At 58.5% G+C, this 18,178-nt stretch carries 15 protein-coding genes and 1 pseudogene; 9 read left to right on the top strand and 7 right to left on the bottom strand.

Annotated elements, in window-relative coordinates; translation table 11 throughout:
• Positions 1–54: 54 nt before the first annotated feature.
• Positions 55–3,474 carry a DNA-directed RNA polymerase subunit beta gene (gene rpoB, locus CYB_RS11575; protein WP_011433999.1) on the bottom strand — a complete coding sequence of 1,140 codons (3,420 nt, stop codon included), beginning with the start codon at positions 3,472–3,474 and terminating at the stop codon, positions 55–57.
• A gap of 593 nt (positions 3,475–4,067) precedes the next feature.
• Between rpoB and CYB_RS11570 the strand changes: the two genes are divergently transcribed.
• Positions 4,068–4,781, top strand: coding sequence for a heme oxygenase (biliverdin-producing) (locus CYB_RS11570; protein ID WP_011433998.1), 714 nt, complete (start codon positions 4,068–4,070; stop codon positions 4,779–4,781).
• An 84-nt stretch (positions 4,782–4,865) separates the two neighbouring features.
• Here the strand turns inward: CYB_RS11570 and CYB_RS11565 are convergent, their stop codons facing one another.
• Positions 4,866–5,396 carry a pentapeptide repeat-containing protein gene (locus CYB_RS11565; protein ID WP_011433997.1) on the bottom strand — a complete coding sequence of 177 codons (531 nt, stop codon included), beginning with the start codon at positions 5,394–5,396 and terminating at the stop codon, positions 4,866–4,868.
• A gap of 160 nt (positions 5,397–5,556) precedes the next feature.
• Between CYB_RS11565 and pyrR the strand changes: the two genes are divergently transcribed.
• The 3 genes from pyrR (at position 5,557) to CYB_RS11550 (ending at position 7,777) form a co-directional block, all read left to right on the top strand.
• Complete coding sequence (pyrR, locus tag CYB_RS11560; protein WP_011433996.1) at positions 5,557–6,105, top strand: bifunctional pyr operon transcriptional regulator/uracil phosphoribosyltransferase PyrR; 549 nt, start codon at positions 5,557–5,559, stop codon at positions 6,103–6,105.
• A 12-nt stretch (positions 6,106–6,117) separates the two neighbouring features.
• Positions 6,118–7,128, top strand: coding sequence for a putative 2-dehydropantoate 2-reductase (locus CYB_RS11555; protein WP_238376785.1), 1,011 nt, complete (start codon positions 6,118–6,120; stop codon positions 7,126–7,128).
• A 100-nt stretch (positions 7,129–7,228) separates the two neighbouring features.
• Positions 7,229–7,777 (top strand): metal-binding protein, encoded by a 549-nt coding sequence (locus CYB_RS11550; RefSeq protein ID WP_011433994.1) that lies wholly within the window; start codon positions 7,229–7,231, stop codon positions 7,775–7,777.
• Positions 7,778–8,935: 1,158 nt separating this feature from the next.
• On the opposite strand, the gene CYB_RS11545 is transcribed toward CYB_RS11550, so the two are convergent.
• Positions 8,936–9,691, bottom strand: a complete 756-nt coding sequence (locus tag CYB_RS11545) for an ankyrin repeat domain-containing protein (protein WP_011433993.1) — start codon at positions 9,689–9,691, stop codon at positions 8,936–8,938.
• 199 nt (positions 9,692–9,890) lie between these two features.
• Between CYB_RS11545 and CYB_RS11540 the strand changes: the two genes are divergently transcribed.
• Complete coding sequence (locus CYB_RS11540; protein ID WP_238376784.1) at positions 9,891–10,526, top strand: J domain-containing protein; 636 nt, start codon at positions 9,891–9,893, stop codon at positions 10,524–10,526.
• On the opposite strand, the gene CYB_RS11535 is transcribed toward CYB_RS11540, so the two are convergent.
• Positions 10,523–11,926, bottom strand: a complete 1,404-nt coding sequence (locus CYB_RS11535; protein ID WP_011433990.1) for a 2-succinylbenzoate--CoA ligase — start codon at positions 11,924–11,926, stop codon at positions 10,523–10,525. The genes CYB_RS11540 and CYB_RS11535 overlap by 4 nt on opposite strands.
• Positions 11,927–12,072: 146 nt before the next feature.
• Here CYB_RS11535 and petG point away from each other — a divergent pair, with 146 nt between their 5' ends.
• From petG to CYB_RS11520, 4 genes are all read left to right on the top strand, one after another.
• A complete protein-coding gene (gene petG / locus CYB_RS11530) occupies positions 12,073–12,186 on the top strand; it encodes a cytochrome b6-f complex subunit V (RefSeq protein ID WP_011433989.1) in 114 nt (37 codons plus the stop codon).
• Positions 12,187–12,249: 63 nt separating this feature from the next.
• On the top strand, positions 12,250–13,878 hold the full coding sequence (locus CYB_RS11525) for a bifunctional pantoate--beta-alanine ligase/(d)CMP kinase (protein ID WP_011433988.1): 1,629 nt from the start codon (positions 12,250–12,252) through the stop codon (positions 13,876–13,878).
• A 144-nt stretch (positions 13,879–14,022) separates the two neighbouring features.
• A complete protein-coding gene (locus CYB_RS15235; RefSeq protein ID WP_187147237.1) occupies positions 14,023–14,187 on the top strand; it encodes a hypothetical protein in 165 nt (54 codons plus the stop codon).
• Positions 14,180–15,217 (top strand): hemolysin family protein, encoded by a 1,038-nt coding sequence (locus CYB_RS11520; RefSeq protein WP_011433987.1) that lies wholly within the window; start codon positions 14,180–14,182, stop codon positions 15,215–15,217. The genes CYB_RS15235 and CYB_RS11520 overlap by 8 nt, the downstream gene beginning before the upstream one ends.
• Before the next feature lie 35 nt (positions 15,218–15,252).
• On the opposite strand, the gene CYB_RS11515 is transcribed toward CYB_RS11520, so the two are convergent.
• The 3 genes and pseudogenes from CYB_RS11515 to CYB_RS11505 all read right to left on the bottom strand — a co-directional run bounded on the left by CYB_RS11515 (position 15,253) and on the right by CYB_RS11505 (position 18,171).
• Complete coding sequence (locus CYB_RS11515; RefSeq protein WP_011433986.1) at positions 15,253–15,570, bottom strand: hypothetical protein; 318 nt, start codon at positions 15,568–15,570, stop codon at positions 15,253–15,255.
• 15 nt (positions 15,571–15,585) lie between these two features.
• Positions 15,586–15,855, bottom strand: a pseudogene (locus CYB_RS11510) (DUF4126 family protein); the annotation flags it as partial.
• A gap of 315 nt (positions 15,856–16,170) precedes the next feature.
• Complete coding sequence (locus tag CYB_RS11505) at positions 16,171–18,171, bottom strand: HAMP domain-containing sensor histidine kinase (RefSeq protein WP_041437572.1); 2,001 nt, start codon at positions 18,169–18,171, stop codon at positions 16,171–16,173.
• Positions 18,172–18,178: the final 7 nt, after the last annotated feature.

The following is an 18,178-nucleotide window of genomic DNA, read 5'->3' as shown; positions in this document are numbered from 1 at the left end:
GTTGAATGGGATCCCCGTCACGTTCGCGTCAGGGGTGGGGAGCGCTCTCAACCCTCAAAAGTCCTCTTCCTCCTCCTCGTCCTCATCTTCCTCAAGGCTGCGGCTGGCATTCGCGTCAGCGGTGCGGAGCACTCTGGTAAAGGCTGGTGATGGCGAGAGATCCTCAGACGTAACCGATTCATAAGTGGGTCGAGAGGGAGTATGACGGTTGGAGGTATCGGCCATCAGATCCACTTCCACATCGTGGGTTTGCCCTTCGCTGTCCACCTCCACCTTGTGTACCGACACATCCAGGCAGAGGGACTGCAGCTCCCGCACCAGCACCTTGAAGGACTCCGGCGTGCCGGGTCGAGGGATGGGCTTGCCCTTGACGATGGCGTTGAGAGCCTCGTTGCGCCCCACCATGTCGTCGGACTTGACGGTGAGCAACTCCTGCAGGATGTAGGCTGCCCCAAACGCCTCCAAAGCCCACACCTCCATCTCCCCAAAGCGCTGGCCGCCCTGCTGCGCCTTGCCCCCCAGCGGTTGCTGGGTCACCAAAGAATAGGGGCCGGTGGAGCGGGCATGGATCTTGTCATCCACCAAGTGCACCAGCTTCAACATGTAGGCGCGGCCCACCGTAACAGGCTGGTCAAAGGGTTCTCCGGTGCGACCGTCAAACACCTGGATTTTGCCGCAGTACTTGCCTTCCGGGTTAAAAATCCAGTCCTTGCCGGTCTTCTCTCGGGCTTCCCTCAGCTTGGCCTCCACCGTCAGACGGGAGGCTTCCAAACCGTGCATCTCGTCGAAGGGCATCAGCTTGAAGCGCACCCCCAGATGTTCTGCTGCCCAGCCCAGCAGGCACTCGTACACTTGGCCCACGTTCATGCGAGAGGGCACCCCCAAGGGGTTGAGCACCACATCCACCGGTGTGCCGTCCGCCAGGTAGGGCATGTCCTCAATCGGCAAGATGCGGGAGATGATACCCTTGTTGCCGTGACGGCCCGCGATCTTGTCCCCCACCTGGATTTTGCGCTTGAGGGCAATGTAGACCCGCACCACCATGTTGGCGCCGGGAGGCAGCTCATCCCCCTGTTCGCGGGTAAAGATGCGTACATCCACCACCCGACCGCGCTCGCCGTTGGGCACCCGCAGCGAGTTGTCCCGCACATCCCGAGCCTTTTCCCCGAAAATGGCCCGCAATAGCCGCTCTTCTGGGGGCTGATCCGACTCCCCTTTGGGGGTGACTTTGCCCACCAAAATGTCGCCGGCCTCCACCCAAGCCCCAATGCGCACAATGCCGTTCTCATCCAGGTCCCGCAGGGCATCTTCCCCCACGTTGGGGATCTCGCGGGTGATCTCTTCCGGGCCTAGCTTGGTTTGCCGGGCCTCGATCTCGTGCTTCTCGATGTGTACCGAGGTAAAGACATCGTCGTAGACCAGCCGCTCGCTGATCAAGATGGCATCTTCGTAGTTGTAGCCCTCCCAGGGCATGTAGGCCACCAACACGTTTTGGCCCAAAGCCAACTCGCCCCCTTCGGTCGCCGGGCCATCCGCCAGCACCTGGCCAGCCACCACCCGATCCCCCGTATAGACAAGGGGACGCTGGTTGAGGCAGGTGTCTTGGTTGGAGCGCTGGTATTTCTGCAGGCGATAGACAATTGGATCCCCGCCGTCGTCTGGCCGCACCACGATTTCGTCGGCAGAGACATAGGTCACCACGCCATTGGTGCGCGACACCACCACCATGCCGGAGTCGCGTGCCGCCTGGGCTTCCAGGCCAGTGCCCACATAGGGCCGATCCGGCTTAAGCAGGGGTACCGCCTGCCGCTGCATGTTTGCTCCCATCAAGGCACGGTTGGCGTCATCGTGCTCCAGGAAGGGGATCAAGGAGGTGGCCACCGAGATGACCTGCACCGGCGCCACTTGGACGTAGTGCACTTCTGTGGGGTGGGCGGTGGTGAACTCTTGGCGGTAGCGCACCGGCACCAAGTCGGCAGTGATGCGGCCCTCGGCATCCACCGGCACATCCCCCGGGGCCACGCGGTACTCGTCCTCTTCGTCAGCGGTGAGGTAGACCATGCCCAGATCTTTGCGCACCACGCCGTTCTCGACCCGGTAATAGGGGCTTTCGATAAAGCCGTACTGGTTGACGCGGGCGTGGGTGGCCAGGGATCCAATCAACCCGGCGTTGGGGCCTTCTGGAGTTTCGATGGGGCAGATGCGGCCGTAGTGGCTGGGGTGGATATCCCGCACCGCAAAGCCGGCCCGTTCCCGACTTAGGCCGCCGGGGCCCAGGGCAGATAACCGGCGCTTGTGGGTCAGCTCCGCCAGGGGATTGGTCTGATCCATGAACTGGGAGAGCTGGCTGGAGCCGAAGAACTCCTTAATGGCCGCCACCAAGGGTTTGGGGTTGACCAAAGAGGCCGGGGTGAGGTTTTCCGACTCGGAGACTGTCATCCGTTCTCGGATGATCCGCTCCAGGCGATTCAGGCCCACCCGCACCTGGTTTTGCAGCAGCTCGCCCACGGAGCGCACGCGGCGGTTGCCCAGGTGGTCGATGTCGTCCACATGGCCGATGTCGTACTCCAAATTGATCAGGTAGTCGATGACGGCCAAAATGTCGGTGACGGTAAGCACCCGCACACTTTCGGCTACGTTCAAATTTAACTTTTTGTTCAGCTTGTAGCGCCCTACCCGGCCCAAATCGTAGCGTTTGGGGTCGAAGAAGCGGGATTCCAGCAACTGCTGGCCACCCGATACAGTGGGGGGTTCCCCGGGCCGCAACTTGCGGTACAGCTCCATTAGGGCTTCTTCTTCGGTGTAGGGCCCCTCTTTCTCCATGGTTTTCTGGAAGAATTCGGGGTGGCGCAGGTTGTCGTAAATCTCGGAGTCGCTCAGGCCCAAGGCTTTCAGCAGAACTGCCGCCGAGAGCTTGCGGGTTTTGTCGATGCGCACCCACACCAGGCCGTTTTTGTCGGTCTCGAACTTCAGCCAGGCGCCGCGGTTGGGGATGAGGCTGGCGCTGTAGGTGCGACGCCCGTTTTTGTCCAGCTCCGATTTGTAATAGACGCCGGGGCTGCGCACAATTTGGTTGACGATCACCCGCTCGGCGCCGTTGATGATGAAGGTGCCCCGATCCGTCATCAAGGGTAGTTCGCCGATGAAGACGTCCATGTCTTTAATCTCGCCGGTCTCTTTGTTGATCAGGCGAGTGGGCACCCGGATCTGCGCTTGATAGGTGGCATCCCGCCGCTTGGCCTCCTCAGGGTCGTAGCGGGGGCGGTTGATCTTGTACCCTTTGGAGGGATCCCCAGGGCGATATTCAGGCAGGAAGTGCAGCTCTAGCTTACCAGTGTAATCGATGATGGGGGAAAAGCTGAGAAGCTCCTCTTCAAACCCTTCTCGCAAAAACCACAAGAAACTCTCCCGCTGAATCTCCACCAGGTCAGGAAAGGTAGGAGCGACAGGGGATGGCACTGCTAATTGTGTCATGCGTTGCTCGGGAGGGGTCGCGCTGCAGTCAGGCCTTCCATTATAGAAACCCCGCCAACGATCGTCAACGAACGTTACAAAGGTCGAGGGGCTGTCCGGATCCCTTGAGGGCTCACTTGGAAAATCTCGGCAAAACCGCTGGGGATCCCCTTTTGGCTGCCGGAGCAGGGACGATTCCCACCGTGCCTTAAGGATTGTTCACATCCATTCACACTCAGGCAGATTATTCTAATCTTTGACCGTTTTTACGGATCATCCGCTGCTCCAGCTCGGATTTCCGGTCGACCGTGGGGATCGGAGGGGTGGCTCTGACAGGCTCAGCCGGTCGCCAGGGTGGACGCGGCGCCGGTCTTTGTCGCTTTTGAGATGCACGCTGTTGATGCAGGCTAGGGGGCAAGACGCGGAGCCATCAATCATGAGAAAGGATCGGGAATGGGTTTACAAAGCTTCTCAGGCTGGGGGAACCTCGGGATGGCTTGCGGGTGATCTGCGGGTGATCTAATGAAGCACAGTTTGTTGGCGAGGAGGGTTTTGTGAGTCAAAGTCAGAACAATCAGAATAAAAAAAGTGATCTGTATAACCGGGACCACAGCTTGTCGGCCCAGTTGCGAGAGAGCACCAAGCAGTCCCACACCATGGCCGAGAACATGGCCTTTATCAAGTGTTTCCTGAAGGGAGTGGTGGATAAACGGGCCTACAGCCGCTACCTGGGCAATTTCTACTTTGTCTACAGTGCTCTGGAAGAGGGCTTTGCCCAACTGCGAGAGCACCCCCTGGTGGGCCGGCTCTACTACCCAGAGCTGTGGCGCAAGGCCAGCCTGGAGAAGGATTTAAATTATTTTGTTGGCCCCAACTGGCGCTCTTTGGTCAAGCCCTCCCCTGCCTGCCAGGTCTATGTCAACCGCATTCGGGAAGTGGTGGAAAAAGATCCGCTTCTGCTGATCGCTCACGCCTACACCCGCTACATCGGTGACTTGTCGGGTGGCCAAATCCTCAAAAACATCGCCCGCCGGGCCATGGGCTTGCCGCCAGGGGAAGGAACAGCTTTTTACGATTTCGAGCAGATCCCCCACGAGGGCAAGTTCAAGCAGCGCTACCGTGCCCAGATGGATGCATTGGGGCTGGATCAAGCCACCATCGACCGCATTGTGGCAGAGGCCAATTATGCCTTCAAGCTGAACATGGACTTGTTTAGGGAGTTGGAGGGGAATTGGCTGTTGTCGATGGCCCGCTTGGCCTGGAATTCGCTGCTCAGCCAGTTTCAACGCAAGCCCACCCGTTCTGAGGCAGCCGCTCCCAGCTCCTAAAATCCGGATTCCAGAGGGCAGTGAGGCGATGGGTTCTGCTGCCTATCTCCCCTCTCCCTCTGGGAGAAGAGCCGGGGGTGAGGATCAGTCACATTCAAGAGTGTCGCGGGTGGCCCGACCGGTTACAGGGTTAACGCCGGTGGCCCGTTCGCAAAGGATGGAGAGGGCGTCTTGCCGTATCAACGCATTGGTGAAATCCGCCCCATCAATTTGGATCCCTTCGACTCGGGCCAGCCACATCATGCTGTCCTGCAGTTGCGCTTCTCGCAGATCCGCACCCTGTAGGTTGGCCATGTCCAAAGTGGCCCCGCGCAAGTCGGCTCCGCGCAAGTTGGCTTTGCTGAGATTGGCCCCGAACAGGTTCGCCCCTGCCGCCTTCACATGGCTGAGATCGCTTTGGCGCAGGTTGGCCTTGAGAAACTTCCAGCCGCTCAGGTCTTGCCCTGCAAAGCTCACCCCCTGTAGATCTCGTTTGGTGTAGTCTTCGGCGTGGGCCGGGGATCCCAGCGGAGTAACCCCCAGGCAGAGTATCAGCCCGCAAAGCACCATCCCCCGCAGGAAACGGCTCAGCCAAGACCGCCTCGCCAGAACCGAAGCCAGCCAAGCAACAGACATCGTGGATCCCTCCCTCAAGGAAACCTCCATGGCTTGGGAATTGCTTCTGGTTTTATCTTACCGGATAGGGATCCCGCCGGCAGGTTGGGCTATCTTAAAGTCTTCTACTAAAGTCTTCTACAGACCAGATCCGCGATTGGCGAGGGGGCGACAGGGATCCATGTCCGAGATCGAGGTCTTCGATGCGGAGCAGTTGGCCGGGCTGATCGAGGGTCTGGCAGAGGCGATCGGCAGGGATCATCCCCACCTCCAAAAGTTGACGTTGATCGGCATTCGCACCCGGGGAGTTCCCCTGGCCTACCGCCTGCGGGATCGGATTGCCACTCTGCTGGGGATCCCGCCCCAAGTGGGGGAGCTGGACATCACTTTTTTCCGCGACGATTTGAGCGCCGGCGGGTTGCGCACCCCCGATCGCAGCGAAATGCCGCGTGACCTGACCGGCCAAGAAGTGGTGCTGGTAGATGATGTGATCTTTCGCGGTCGCACCGTGCGAGCAGCTTTGGAGGCTCTAAACCACTTTGGGCGACCGGAACGGGTGCGATTGGCGGTGTTGATCGACCGGGGTCACCGGCAGTTCCCCATCCAGCCCGATTACTGCGGTTGTCAGCTTTCCACAGAACCGGAGCAAACGGTGAGAGTCCATCTGCGGGAAACCGATGCAGAAGAGCGGGTGCTGTTGATAGACAAAACGGCAAAGATCAAGTCCTGAGCCGGCGCTGGGGTGCGGTATTTTGGGGATGACCTGCTAAAACTTGCCGCCATGCCTCGGTTGCCGGAAACCCGCCGCTACGCTGTTTTGGGCACGGGCGCTTTGGGAGGATTTTATGGGGCGAAATTGCAACAGGCGGGCTTTTCGGTGCATTTTCTGCTGCACAGCGACTATGACCATGTTCGCCAAAGCGGCCTCTGGGTGCAGTCCTGCTGGGGGGATTTTCATTTGCCCCAGGTGAATGCCTACGCAGCCGTGGAGGACATGCCCGCTTGCGAAGGGGTGATCGTGGCTTTGAAAGCCACCCAAAATGCGCTTCTGCCGCACTTGATCCCGCCTGTGTTGGCCGAGAATGGCGTGGTGATCTTGTTGCAAAACGGGCTGGGGGTGGAACCCGAGATTGCCGATTGCGTTGGCCCAGAGCGGGTCATGGGGGGCCTCTGCTTCATCAGCTCCAATAAGGTTGGCCCCGGCCACATTCACCATCTGGATTACGGTTCGGTGCTGCTGGCAGAGTACGGCCCTGGCTATGCCCCCCAAGGGATCACGCCCCGCCTTCAACAAGTTCAAGCCGATTTTCAACGGGCAGGGATCCCGACTTCGCTCTCACCAGATTTGATGTTGGCCCGCTGGCAGAAACTGGTCTGGAATATTCCCTTCAACGGCCTCTCGGTGGTGTTCAATGCCGATACTCAGCAAATGATTCGAGACCCTGAGGCCCGTGCTTTGGCGGAAACGCTGATGCAGGAGGTGATACAGGGAGCTGCAGCTTGTGATCGCCTGCTTCCCGACTCCCTGATCCAAGAAATGCTCATCAATACCGAGAAAATGGCCCCCTACCGCACCAGCATGAAAATCGACTATGAGCGCAAACGTCCTCTGGAACTGCAGGTGATCTTCGGCAACCCACTGCAGTACGCTCGACAAGCTGGGATCCATCTACCACGGGTTGAAATGCTCTATCGGCAGTTGCAGGTGTTGGATCGCCTGAATCGAGGGATCCCTGGGGAGCAGCAGGCTTAGGTTTTTCAAGATCCGGCGGAGCGATCCCAGGGCTGGACCAGGCTTTCTTCTTGGCTTGTGGGTAAACTGAGCCGCAGTCCTGTACCGTTGCTCCGGCTTTATGCCCCTGGGATCCACCCACGATCGCATCACCCTCTGGACAGCCCCCGGCATCACCTTAGCCGCCGGTTTGCTGGGGAACAGCACCACGGTTGCTCTGGCCGTGGGATCGGCCTATCTATTCAGCGGCCTGATGTTTTCTGGAGATCTGGACACCTGTTCCCGACAGTATCAACGCTGGCTGTTCTTGTGCTGGATTTGGCTGCCCTACCGCAAGTGGATGCGGCATCGCTCCTTTTGGTCTCATGGGCCCATCGTGGGCACTGCCGTGCGGGTGCTGTACTTGAGCCTATGGGCAGGAGGAGTTGGCCTGCTGGGGGCTTGGCTGGGATCCCAGTTGGGCTGGTGGATGTGGCAACCCTGGGTGTGGGGCAGCGATCTCTGGCAATTGCTGCAAGTTCACGCCGAGATGCTCTTTTGGATTGGGATGGGGTTGGAACTGGGATCGGTGAACCACAGCCTGAGCGACTGGACGATCTCCCGCTGGAAACGCTGGCGCAAACGCCGTCAGGCTCGATCTCCTGCCAGGCGACTCAGCTATCGTCGCTAGGGATCCATTGGGCCAAGGTTTGATTTTTCGCCCGCCACGGCATTTGAATGGCAGTGAGGTTACCTACTGTTCCGCAACGCGTAGTCATTTATCTCACCGTCAAGGTGAAACAAACGACCGGTTGCTTCCTGCTAAGGCCTCCGGCCCGCTACGCGAGCAGTTGAATAAGAACCACGACTGCTATCAGCCCCTCACCCCCCCTTGAACCTGTGCTGTGCCCACAACTCCGCGACCTATCCTCTCGAGAGGGCTGAAACTGCGAATCTTGGCCAATTACCCTTTAGCCCAGGTACTCTGCTTGTGGCCATTTCGATTCAAACTGGGACACTGCACCCATACCTAAAGCCTTGAATACAGGGAATCAGAAGGCTCTCCTCAGTAGCCCAAGCGTCTCACCCTAACTTGAAAAGACTACTTGAAGCAGTTTTGTCAAGAACATTTCCTCTTACGTTGGCTAGGTATTGCAATTCAATCTCAATAAAGCTATGCTGTTACTCAGTTGAGTGGTGGAGTCATATCCATCAGTCTTCCTCTCTTGTCTTGGATGTGGCAGGGATCCTGTGCTGGCAGAGCTGGCCATCTGCGTCAGCAGGGATCCCTTTTTCTCCTCTCCAAGGCTAAGCAAGGTTCTGTGCTAATGAGAGTCAGAATCAGTTGATAGAGAGATTTTTTGCTTGCTCATGTCAATCTGTGGAGGTGGCAGTGTAAAGGAGCAACAGCGGCTGAGGGTTATGGCTTTGGAAGGGGGCAATCTGGCTTCGGGAACCGGAAGACAAGACCGAATACAAAGATTGCTGCTCTAGTTTCCTTTGCAAACTTGTCAGAAGCTAAGGAAAAAGACCAACCTTTTGGGACAAACTGTCTGTCCTATGTCTTGTTTTGTCGTTCAAAAATTTATGTTGGGCTCAAGAGAAACTCTAGAAAAAAGTTGAATCAGGTGGAAGAATCAGTTAGAATCTAGCTGGCGTTAACGCTAACCGCGACGAAGAGACTGGAGGGAGGAAAGCCTAACAGCCTCTCTCCTTTTTTCTGTAGGGGTTACCCTCACTCTCAAACCCCATCTCATGAGAAGGGAGGAAGACCAAATACCCTATGACTTGAAATAGCAGCATTTTCATTAACTTTTGTTTTACTCTCTATGCCAAACTTGATACTAAGCTAAAGAGTTGCTCCTCGATCTTGTAACCATTGAGCAGCCAGCCTGTGTTGGCGTTTTTGTGCATAGGCTAAGGGGGTATGCCCATCTTCATTGCGAGGGTTTAGTTCGGCTCCATTTTCCAGCAAAAGCTCCAGGATTTCGATGTGTCCTTCCCAAGCAGCCCAGTGCATCGGTGTCGCCCCGAATCGGTTGCGCGCATTGGCATTGGCCCCGTACAAGAGCAGAAAGCGAGCGATGCCCAAATCCCCTCGGGTGGCGGCTTCATGCAGAGGGGTTCGGCCTGTTTCGTCAGTGGCATCCACCGGCGCTCCCTTGGATAGTAGGCGGGCCAGAATGCTTTTTCGACCGGTGGCTGTGGCCCAGTGGAGAACACGACCGGTGTTGGCTCCCTTCTGGATGAGCAGACCGATTACCTCCGCCTGATCGGTTAAAGCAGCCCGCTGGAGAGGGGTATAGCCATGGTTATCTGGGAGATCGATATCGCTGCCTGCCCTCAAAAGACGCTCCACCAGCTTGACCTGGCCGACGGCAGCAGCCAAATGGAGAGGGGTGGCACCTGTGGGATCCAAGGCATTGGGAGAAGCGCCATGGGCCAAGAGCAAATCCAACAGTTCCAAATCGCCAAGGAGTGTCGCTTTATGAAGCAAAGTCATTCCCTGAGCATCGACAGCATTCACATCTTCCCCCCGCTGCAAATGGGCCAATAATTGTTTTAGATCTCGATTGGCAAGAGCTTGATGAAGCGCTTCACTCATAACAGATAGAAATAAAAAAGCCAAGTTGCAATGAAGTTGGGCAACAGGAAGGGATCCTCGATAGGCCGGAATGGAGGCTCCAAACAACTTGGGCAAAGTCTAACACTGGATCCCTGCTGCTGAGGGAAGCGGGAGAACCAAGCGCTTGGTGGGATCCCTTGGTCAAGCCGGGGCCGCAGCGATAGACTAGAGCTGGTTTTTGGCCAGGTCTTTTCCCGATCCCTTAGTTGCGCCACCGTTTATGGATTACTACGCGATCCTGAACCTATCTCCTGCAGCGGACATTGAAGAGATTAAACAGGCGTTTCGACGGTTGGCGCGGCAGTTTCACCCTGATGTGGCAGGGGAGGGATCCCGAGAGCGTTTCCAACAAATCCACCAAGCCTACCAAGTGCTGAGCGACCCTGAGCAGCGGCGGCGCTACGATGCACAACGTCAATCTGCACAACGTCAATCTCCACCCAGCTCTCCTGCTGCCGGCGAAAGGCGGGTGGTCATTCGCAGCATAGGCCCCTCATCGGCAGAGCAGCCCAATCCGGAAGGGCTCAAGGAGGGGATTGCCCGCGTCAAGGCAGCCTGGCGGGAGCGGAAGTTGCCCACGGCGGTGGCCCAGGCGGAGGCGCTGCTGAAACGGTTTCCCAACTCCAGCGAGGCCATCCACATCTTGGCGTTGGCCTACCAGCGCTTCGGCAACCATTTGATCTACGAGGGGCGCTATCAGCAGGCGGAAGCCTACTTGAGAAAAGCTTTGGCCACGGAGCCGCACAACCGAGAATTGGCCTTTGAAATCAAGCGAGATTTAGCCCGTCTGGGCATTCGGGAGGGATCCCGCTAACTTGCCTGCGTTGGGATCCCCAACGTCTGAGCTGCCCACTGCCGGAGTTGTTGGCGGTTGACTTTGCCCTGAGGGTTGCGCGGGATCCCCGTACACCACAGCCAGTGCTTGGGGTGCTTGAAGGGACTCAGTTGGCGGCTTAGGTGTTGCTTCAGGTGCATTTCCAGCTCTTTGGGGATCCCCGTTTTGGGGACGACCACCGCCACAACCCGCTGCCCCCATTCGGCATCCGGTAGGCCCAACACGCACACATCTTCCACCCAGCCGCTGGCTCGGATCTCCCCTTCCACTTCTGCAGCCATCACCTTTTCCCCGCCGGTTAGGATTAGGTCATCGGCTCGACCTAACCAATAGAGGGATCCCTGTCGGTCTAGATAGCCCAAATCGCCGGGGGTAAAGCCTTGCTGTTGCCCTTCGCGTAAGCGGTGCGTAGCACTTAGGTGCGGGTAGTAGCCCAGTGCCAGCGACTCTGCCTGAATGTGAATGTAGCCCACAGCATGGCTGGGCAGGGGATCCCCTTTTTCGCTGCGGATCTGGAGCGTGGCGTGGGGCAGAGGCCGACCCAGACTGTCGCTCCCTTGCCAAAAGGCTTCTGGCAGCAACGTACACACCTGGGAGGCGGTCTCGGTCATACCGTAGGTGAGGGCAAGGGGAAGGTGAAGTTGCCGGGCCTGTTGCCGCAAGCTGGGCCAGGTGGGGCCACCGCCGACCAAAATGGCCCGAAATTGGCGCAGGCTCTCCAAAACTCCCGGATGGGCGCTGAGCAACAGCCGTTGCAACTGAGTGGGCACCAGCGATAGAAAGCTCCCCGGCAAAGGGGGATCCCAAGCCTTGGCCTGCTGTTGCCGTTTCCAATCCCAGACAACCCACTGCCCACCGCTCAGCCAGGAGCGGACTGCCTGCATCAAGCCGCTGACGTGGTACAAGGGCAGAAGGCAATAGCTGTGTACAGGCCCGACGGCAAAGTGCTGTTGGTGGGCTTTGGCCGAGGCACTGAGGGTCAGCCAAGAGTGCATGGCCCATTTTATCTGGCCGCCGGAGCCACCGGTGGGGATGCCGATCAACGGCCAATGGGAGCTGGGCAAAACTTCCCGCAACTCTCGCAGGCGCGGATTCAAGGGGGCGGGATCCCCTTCCAGTCGGCCCTGGCGCCAGCACCAGCCGGATCCCATATCCGCCAAAGCCTGTCCCCATTCCCGTTCTCCCCAGTGGGGATTACCCAGGAACAGCGGGATCCCCAAGCGTTGGCAGGTCAAAACTGCCGCCCACACCTGCACTGGATGCGAGTCCGCCACCAGCAGGGGAACGGCCTTGTCTGCCAAAGGGCGCAGTTGCTCTTCCAGTTTGGACAGGCACTCCTTCAAGTCTCCGCCATCCCCGGACAAGACAATTGACCTCATGGGCTATGGGTATGCCATCTCAACGGCTTCGCGGATCCCCTGCATTTTATTAGGGGATCCCCCCTCGATTTCCTTGGCAAGGAACGGTGAGGATAGGTTTGGGCTTGGCTTATCATGATCTAGGTTTGAACTGGGAGGTCTGTGTTGTGATCGAGCCGATTTTGTTGGGGATCGTCTTGGGCATGGTGGTGGTCACCTTGGCGGGCTTATTCGTGGCAGCCTACAGGCAATATCAACGCAGCAACAAGATCGGCCTGTAGGAGCAGCCTTTGGGGGGGTTGGAGAAAACCCATAGGGGAGAGAGAGATTGAGGTGGCATGGCGATGCACTGGCTGCGCACAGTTGCTGCTTTGCGGGAGCAGGTAGCCGATTGGCGGGGATCCACAGTTGGCTTGGTGCCCACGATGGGATCCCTGCATGAGGGCCATCTCAGCCTAATCCGCCGCTGCCGGCAAGAGTGTGACCACACGGTGGTCAGCATTTTCGTCAATCCGCTGCAATTTGGCCCCAACGAAGACTGGGATCGCTATCCCCGCGACGAGGAGGGGGACCGAGCTTTGTGCGAGGCAGCAGGTGTGGATGTGGTCTTTGCCCCTGACCCGCAAGAGATGGGAGCCGACCCCGCAACCGGAAGCGACCGCACCTGGGTCATGCCCCCCGAATCCCTTCTGCAGACCCTCTGCGCCCCCCACCGACCTGGCCACTTTCGCGGTGTAGCCACCATTGTGCTGCAACTGCTGAACCTGGTGCAGCCGCAGCGGGCCTACTTCGGCCAAAAAGACGCCCAGCAACTGGCGATCATTCAGCGTTTGGTTCGGGATCTGCAAATACCCACCACGATTGTTCCCTGCTCCACGGTGCGAGAAGCCGATGGCCTCGCCTGTAGCTCCCGCAACCGCTACCTTTCTGCTGCTGAACGACAGGTGGCTGCCGGGCTGTACCGGGCCTTGCGTCGGGGATATGACCATTGGCAGGCCGGGGATCCCTCAGCAGAAGGGATCCTTGCCGCCGCCCGTGCTGAGCTGGAGCATACCCCAGAGCTGCAACTGCAATACCTGGAATTGGTGGATCCCCAAACGCTACAGCCGCTGCCGCGGGTGGAAGACAAGGGCCTGCTGGCCATTGCTGCCTATGTGGGGCAGACTCGCCTGATCGACAACCTGCTCCTTTCCCCAGAGCAAGGGGATCCCTTGCCGGAGAGAGTCCAGCATGCGGCACCCCCTTCTTCCGGCACGACTTCTCCCCCGCGTCGCCCGCTGATTGCCATTGACGGCCCGGCTGGAGCCGGAAAATCCACCGTGGCGCGGGCAGTAGCCGCCCAGCTGCAGCTTTTGTACTTGGACACGGGGGCCATGTATCGAGCCATCACCTGGCTGGCACTGCAACGGGGGATCCCTTTGGACGATGCCGAGCAACTCACCCAACTGGCCGCCCAAACCCAGCTCACCCTGCAAAGTGGCACCTCTTCGACAGAGCCGACCCGCATCTGGGCCGATGGCGAAGAAATTACCCAGGCCATTCGCTCTCCGGAAGTGACCCGCTGGGTCTCTCACGTGGCGGCAGTGCCGGGAGTACGCCAGGAGCTGGTGAAGCGGCAACGCAGCATTGGCCGGGATGGCGGTGCTGTCTTGGAGGGGCGGGATATCGGCACCCACGTCTTTCCTGATGCAGAGCTGAAGGTTTTCTTGACCGCTTCTGTTGGGGAGCGGGCGCAGCGTCGGCAACACCAACTCCAAGCCCAAGGGCAAATGGTGCCTCTCGAAGAATTGAAAGCGCAAATCGAGCAGCGGGATCGCCGCGACAGCGAACGGCTCATCTCTCCCTTGCGGCCTGCCCCCGATGCCATCTTGATCGACACAGATCACCTGAGCCAATCCGAGGTGCAAGACAAGATTGTCATGTTGTACCGGCAACTTTTGGAGCGATCTGGCCCGGCCCGTTTAGATCAGTAGCTTTGACTCAATCAAGACTAAATCAACGGGACAAGTCAGATTTCCGCATGATTTTCAGGGAGCTGGCCGGTTTGAACAGCTTGATCCCTCTCTCATTTCTCATTGAAGATTTTCGTTGAAGATGCAGTTGATGAGGGGGCACGGATGCCGAGCTATGGGTTGAGTGATGAACTTTGGCAAAACCACCGAGGTGTTGAGGTGCCGGAGGGGATCCCGTTGATGATGGAAATAGGCCGACCCGCTTTTCTCTCGATGAGCCAATGCTACCTGTATCCCGTTCCGCCGTCGCGAACGGAGCGCTATGGTTAATGTCTTTCTCTTAGCCTTTCTGCTGCTCCTCTCAGGAGCTTGCTCTGGGGCCGAAACCGCCATCACGGCCATGGACAACCTGCGCCTGGAATCTCTGATCGAAGAACAAGGGGATCCGCAGGGCTTGTATCGACTGGCCCAACAACAGCGCTCGCGGCTGATCACCACCCTGTTGCTGGTGAACAACTTTGTCAACATCGGCATTGCCGCTTTGGCCACAACCCTCTCTATTGAACTGTTGGGAACCCAGATTGGAGCTTTGGCCGCCACCGTGCCCACCACAATTGTGGTGCTCCTCTTTGGAGAAGTAGCCCCAAAGTCCTTGGCGGTGAGCCATCCACTGGGGGTATTCCGCTGGGTGGTGCGGCCCGTCCACATCCTATCGCTGCTGTTGCGCCCTTTTAGCGACGCTTTTGAGTGGGTTGTCAGCAGGCTCTTCAACCTATTGGAGTTCTCCCCCCTGACGGCCACCGCTTCTCTCAAGGATTTGGAGCTGTTGATCGATGTGTTGGGGCAACGGGGGCTGCTGGATTGGCAAAAACGGCGGCTGTTCCGTGGGGCCTTGGCTTTGGACTTGCTGCAGGCGCGGGACGTGGCCAAGCCCAGAGTTAAAATGGAGACCATCTCCCACGACAAAACACTGCAGGATGTGGTGAAGCTCTGTTTGGAAACGGGCTACTCGCGCATCCCCGTGCAGGGAGAATCCAAGGACGAGATCGTCGGCATTATCCACCTCAAGCAAGCCTTGCGCTATCTCGATCAAAAAGGCAATGCCGAAGTGACCCAGGCGATGGCACCGCCTTTTTTTGTGCCGGACACCAAGCGGGTCAGCTTGTTGCTCAAGGAAATGCTGCGCTCTCGCCAACACCTAGGGATTGTGGTGGATGAGTTCGGCGGCACCACCGGCCTGATCACGCTGGAGGACATTTTGGAGGAGCTGGTGGGGGATATTTACGACGAGAGCGACCTCTCCCCCCTGCTGCTGCAGCGACAACGACGACCAGGTGGAGCTTCTACCTCCCCTGGCTGAGAACAGGAGCAAGGGGATCATCCCCTCTCTAAGTCCTAGCTGGCTCTGGAGGGATCCGTCTCCGCGGCTGTTGGGTTTTCGTGCGCGCCGGGAGTGAGCTCCCCAAAGCCGGCCTCGACGGGATAGCGGGCCACAAAAAAGATCCAGAAGCTGTGGATCCCTAGCCCCAAAGCCCACCAGCCCAACAGGGGCACCAGCCACGGCCAATCCGCGCGGTACAGTTGCTGAAAAAACACCAGCCCAGACCCGCTACAGAGGAAAACAGACAGGTGGGCGGCATAGGTATAGCGATCATCCAGCTTGCGAAATTCGGGATCCCGACGGGAGGGCTTCCGGGGCCAGCGAGGCGGCATGGCAAAACCATCCAGTTAAAACCTTCTCCAGTGTAGAACAGCCGTCGGCGGGGATCCCTGAGACTTGGGATCGACATTTCTGCTGCGGAACCCCAGTTTCAACGCCCGTTTGCCCAGCCAGTACACCAGCAAACCCATCAGCAGCACTGCCAGCCAAGGGGCCAGCACCGCCACCACCGCCAGCAGCAGAGAAGTGACGTTTTCGCCGGTGGCCAACAGCGGGTTGCCCAGCCCCCCTGTGGTGGTGGTAGAGGTCACCAGTGTGGCACAAAAATGCGAAACTGAGGCCCAACCCCCAAAAAATGGCCGGTATGCCCTTCATATCCTCAGCGTTGATGGGAGTGCTGATACATTCACGCTGAACTCTCCTGAACATGGTTCAGGAAAGAAGCGATCGCATCCTGCCTATCTCTGTTCGCGTCAGCGGGACGGAGTCCAAGCAGGAAGGCGGTATCCCGCAAAGCCCTGAGGAATACCCCCCGAGCGCTTTCCCCCTTCACTTCCCGGCAACCGTTGCGGTGGACTCAAGGATCAGGGGGAAACTTGGTCTACTATATCCCTCTCAATGACTTTTGCCAAACCGCCTAAAGCTCAGTAAATTCAGCAAAGTTCAGGGTTTTGGGGGTTAGAGGCATGCTCCCGCCAGCAGCAACTGGGGGGATCCGTCTCGGCTGGCTGAACCTCGAACTCCAGCGGTCCCTCTTCAGTGTACAGGTGCAGGTCGAACCAGAAGGTGGATCCCTGTTCTAGCTTGCTCTCCAGGCAGATGCGGGTTCGATGTTTCTCCAGGATGTTGCGCACGATGGCCAACCCCAGGCCGGTGCCCTCTAGGGTGTGGACCCGGTTCTCGACACGGAAAAAGCGGTCGAAAATCCGCTCCTGATCTTCTGGGGCAATGCCAATGCCTGTATCGGCCACCGCCACCCGCACTGCCTGCGGGGATCCATCCGCCTGAACCACCAGGTGGGCATGTACCGTCACCAGGCCCCCTGAGGGAGTGAACTTGAGGGCATTGCCCAGGAGATTGGTCATCACCTGCAAGAGCAGATCGTAGTTGCCCCACACCAAAGGCAGATCGGGATCAACGAATTTGCGCAGCTGGATCCCTTTGTCGCGGGCCTGCAGTTGGTGGGTGCGCAAAGTCTGCTCGATCACTGCCGCGATGTCGACACCTTCAAAGTGGTACTGCTTGCCCGATTCCAGACGAGACAAATCCAAAACATCGTTGACCAGGCGGGTGAGGCGATCGGTTTCGCGGTTGGCAATTTCCAGGTAGTCCAGCCGCTCCGCCGAGGACATCTGCTCGCCGTACTCGTAGAGGGTCTCGATAAAAGACTTGATGCTGAAGAGGGGGGTGCGCAGCTCGTGGCTGATGTTGCTGATGAATTGAGCCTTGGCTTCGTTGAGCTCCACCTCGCGGGTGATGTCCTGCACCGTCATCACGATCCCCTTGAGATTTTGCCGCCGCGGATCCGACACCGGTGAAAGCAGAATGCGAATGACGCGCTTGGTAGGGCCGGTGAGGTTGACGCGAACTTCCTCTGCCTCTTGATCCCCGCGGGCAATTTGCATCAGGGGGCGGGCCAGTTGCTGCTGCAGATCCTCCGGCAACAGCTCCGGCAGGGGTTTGCCCAAAACGGGATCCCCTTCCCAGCCAAACATGCGGGAGGCGGCAGGGTTGAGCAGCAGCACCCGCAACTCGGCATCCAGCAAAATGGCAGCATCGACGATGGAGAAGACCAAGGTCTCCAACTTGGCTTTGGCTGCAGCCAGTTCCTCGATGTTTTGCTCTTCGTAGCTTTGCAGCCGCTCCGCCATCTCGTTAAAGCTGTCGATGAGCTGGGCCAGCTCTCCCCCGAAGGGCAGGTCGATGCGCTGCTTGAAGTTACCTTTGGTGATCTCCTGGACACCTTTGACCAGCTCTTTGATGGGATAGGTGATGGTGAGGGCATTGACCACCGCTCCCAGGATGGCCAAGACCCACACCGCCAAAAACACCCCAATCGAGACCTCCCGCGCCAGCTGGGTGGAGCGCACCAGGGCGGGATTGGGATTGATGCCCAAGCCGAGGGTGCCCAAAAAGCGGCCCTGATGGTAGATGCCGACGAAAATATCCGTCACCCGCCCGGCAGGAGTGAGGTGGGTGCGCACCAGCGGTTGGCCCTCAGCAGGGGGGCGATTGTCCGGCAGTTGCATGCGACGGGTAAGGCTGAGGGAGGTTTTCACCTCCTGATTGGAGAACGGGATCCCGTAGTAGATGTTTCCTTCGGGATCGGCGTAGAGCAAATAGCGGATGCTGCTGGTGCTCTCAAAGTACTGGCGGGACAGTTGCGCTACTTCGCCAATGCGATCTTCCGCAATCAGGGGGGCGACATTGGCGGCCAAGAGCAGCCCCAGATCTCGGCCAAAGCGGGCTTCGTTGAAGCGAGCATCCTGCTGCACGGTGCTGACGGCCCAGAAGGTGAAACTGCTCACCACCAAGGAGACCACCAGCGTGGCCACAAAGAGCAGCTGGGTCTCCAGGCGCAGCTTTTGTTTCCAGCGCGCCCACCAGCGCCGCAGGGATCCCATAGAGATCCCGGTCGTTGTTGGCACTGACATGTCCACA

The organism is Synechococcus sp. JA-2-3B'a(2-13) (genome assembly GCF_000013225.1).
Taxonomy (GTDB): Bacteria; Cyanobacteriota; Cyanobacteriia; order Thermostichales; family Thermostichaceae; genus Thermostichus.
This window is presented reverse-complemented; position numbering and strand designations above follow the sequence as displayed.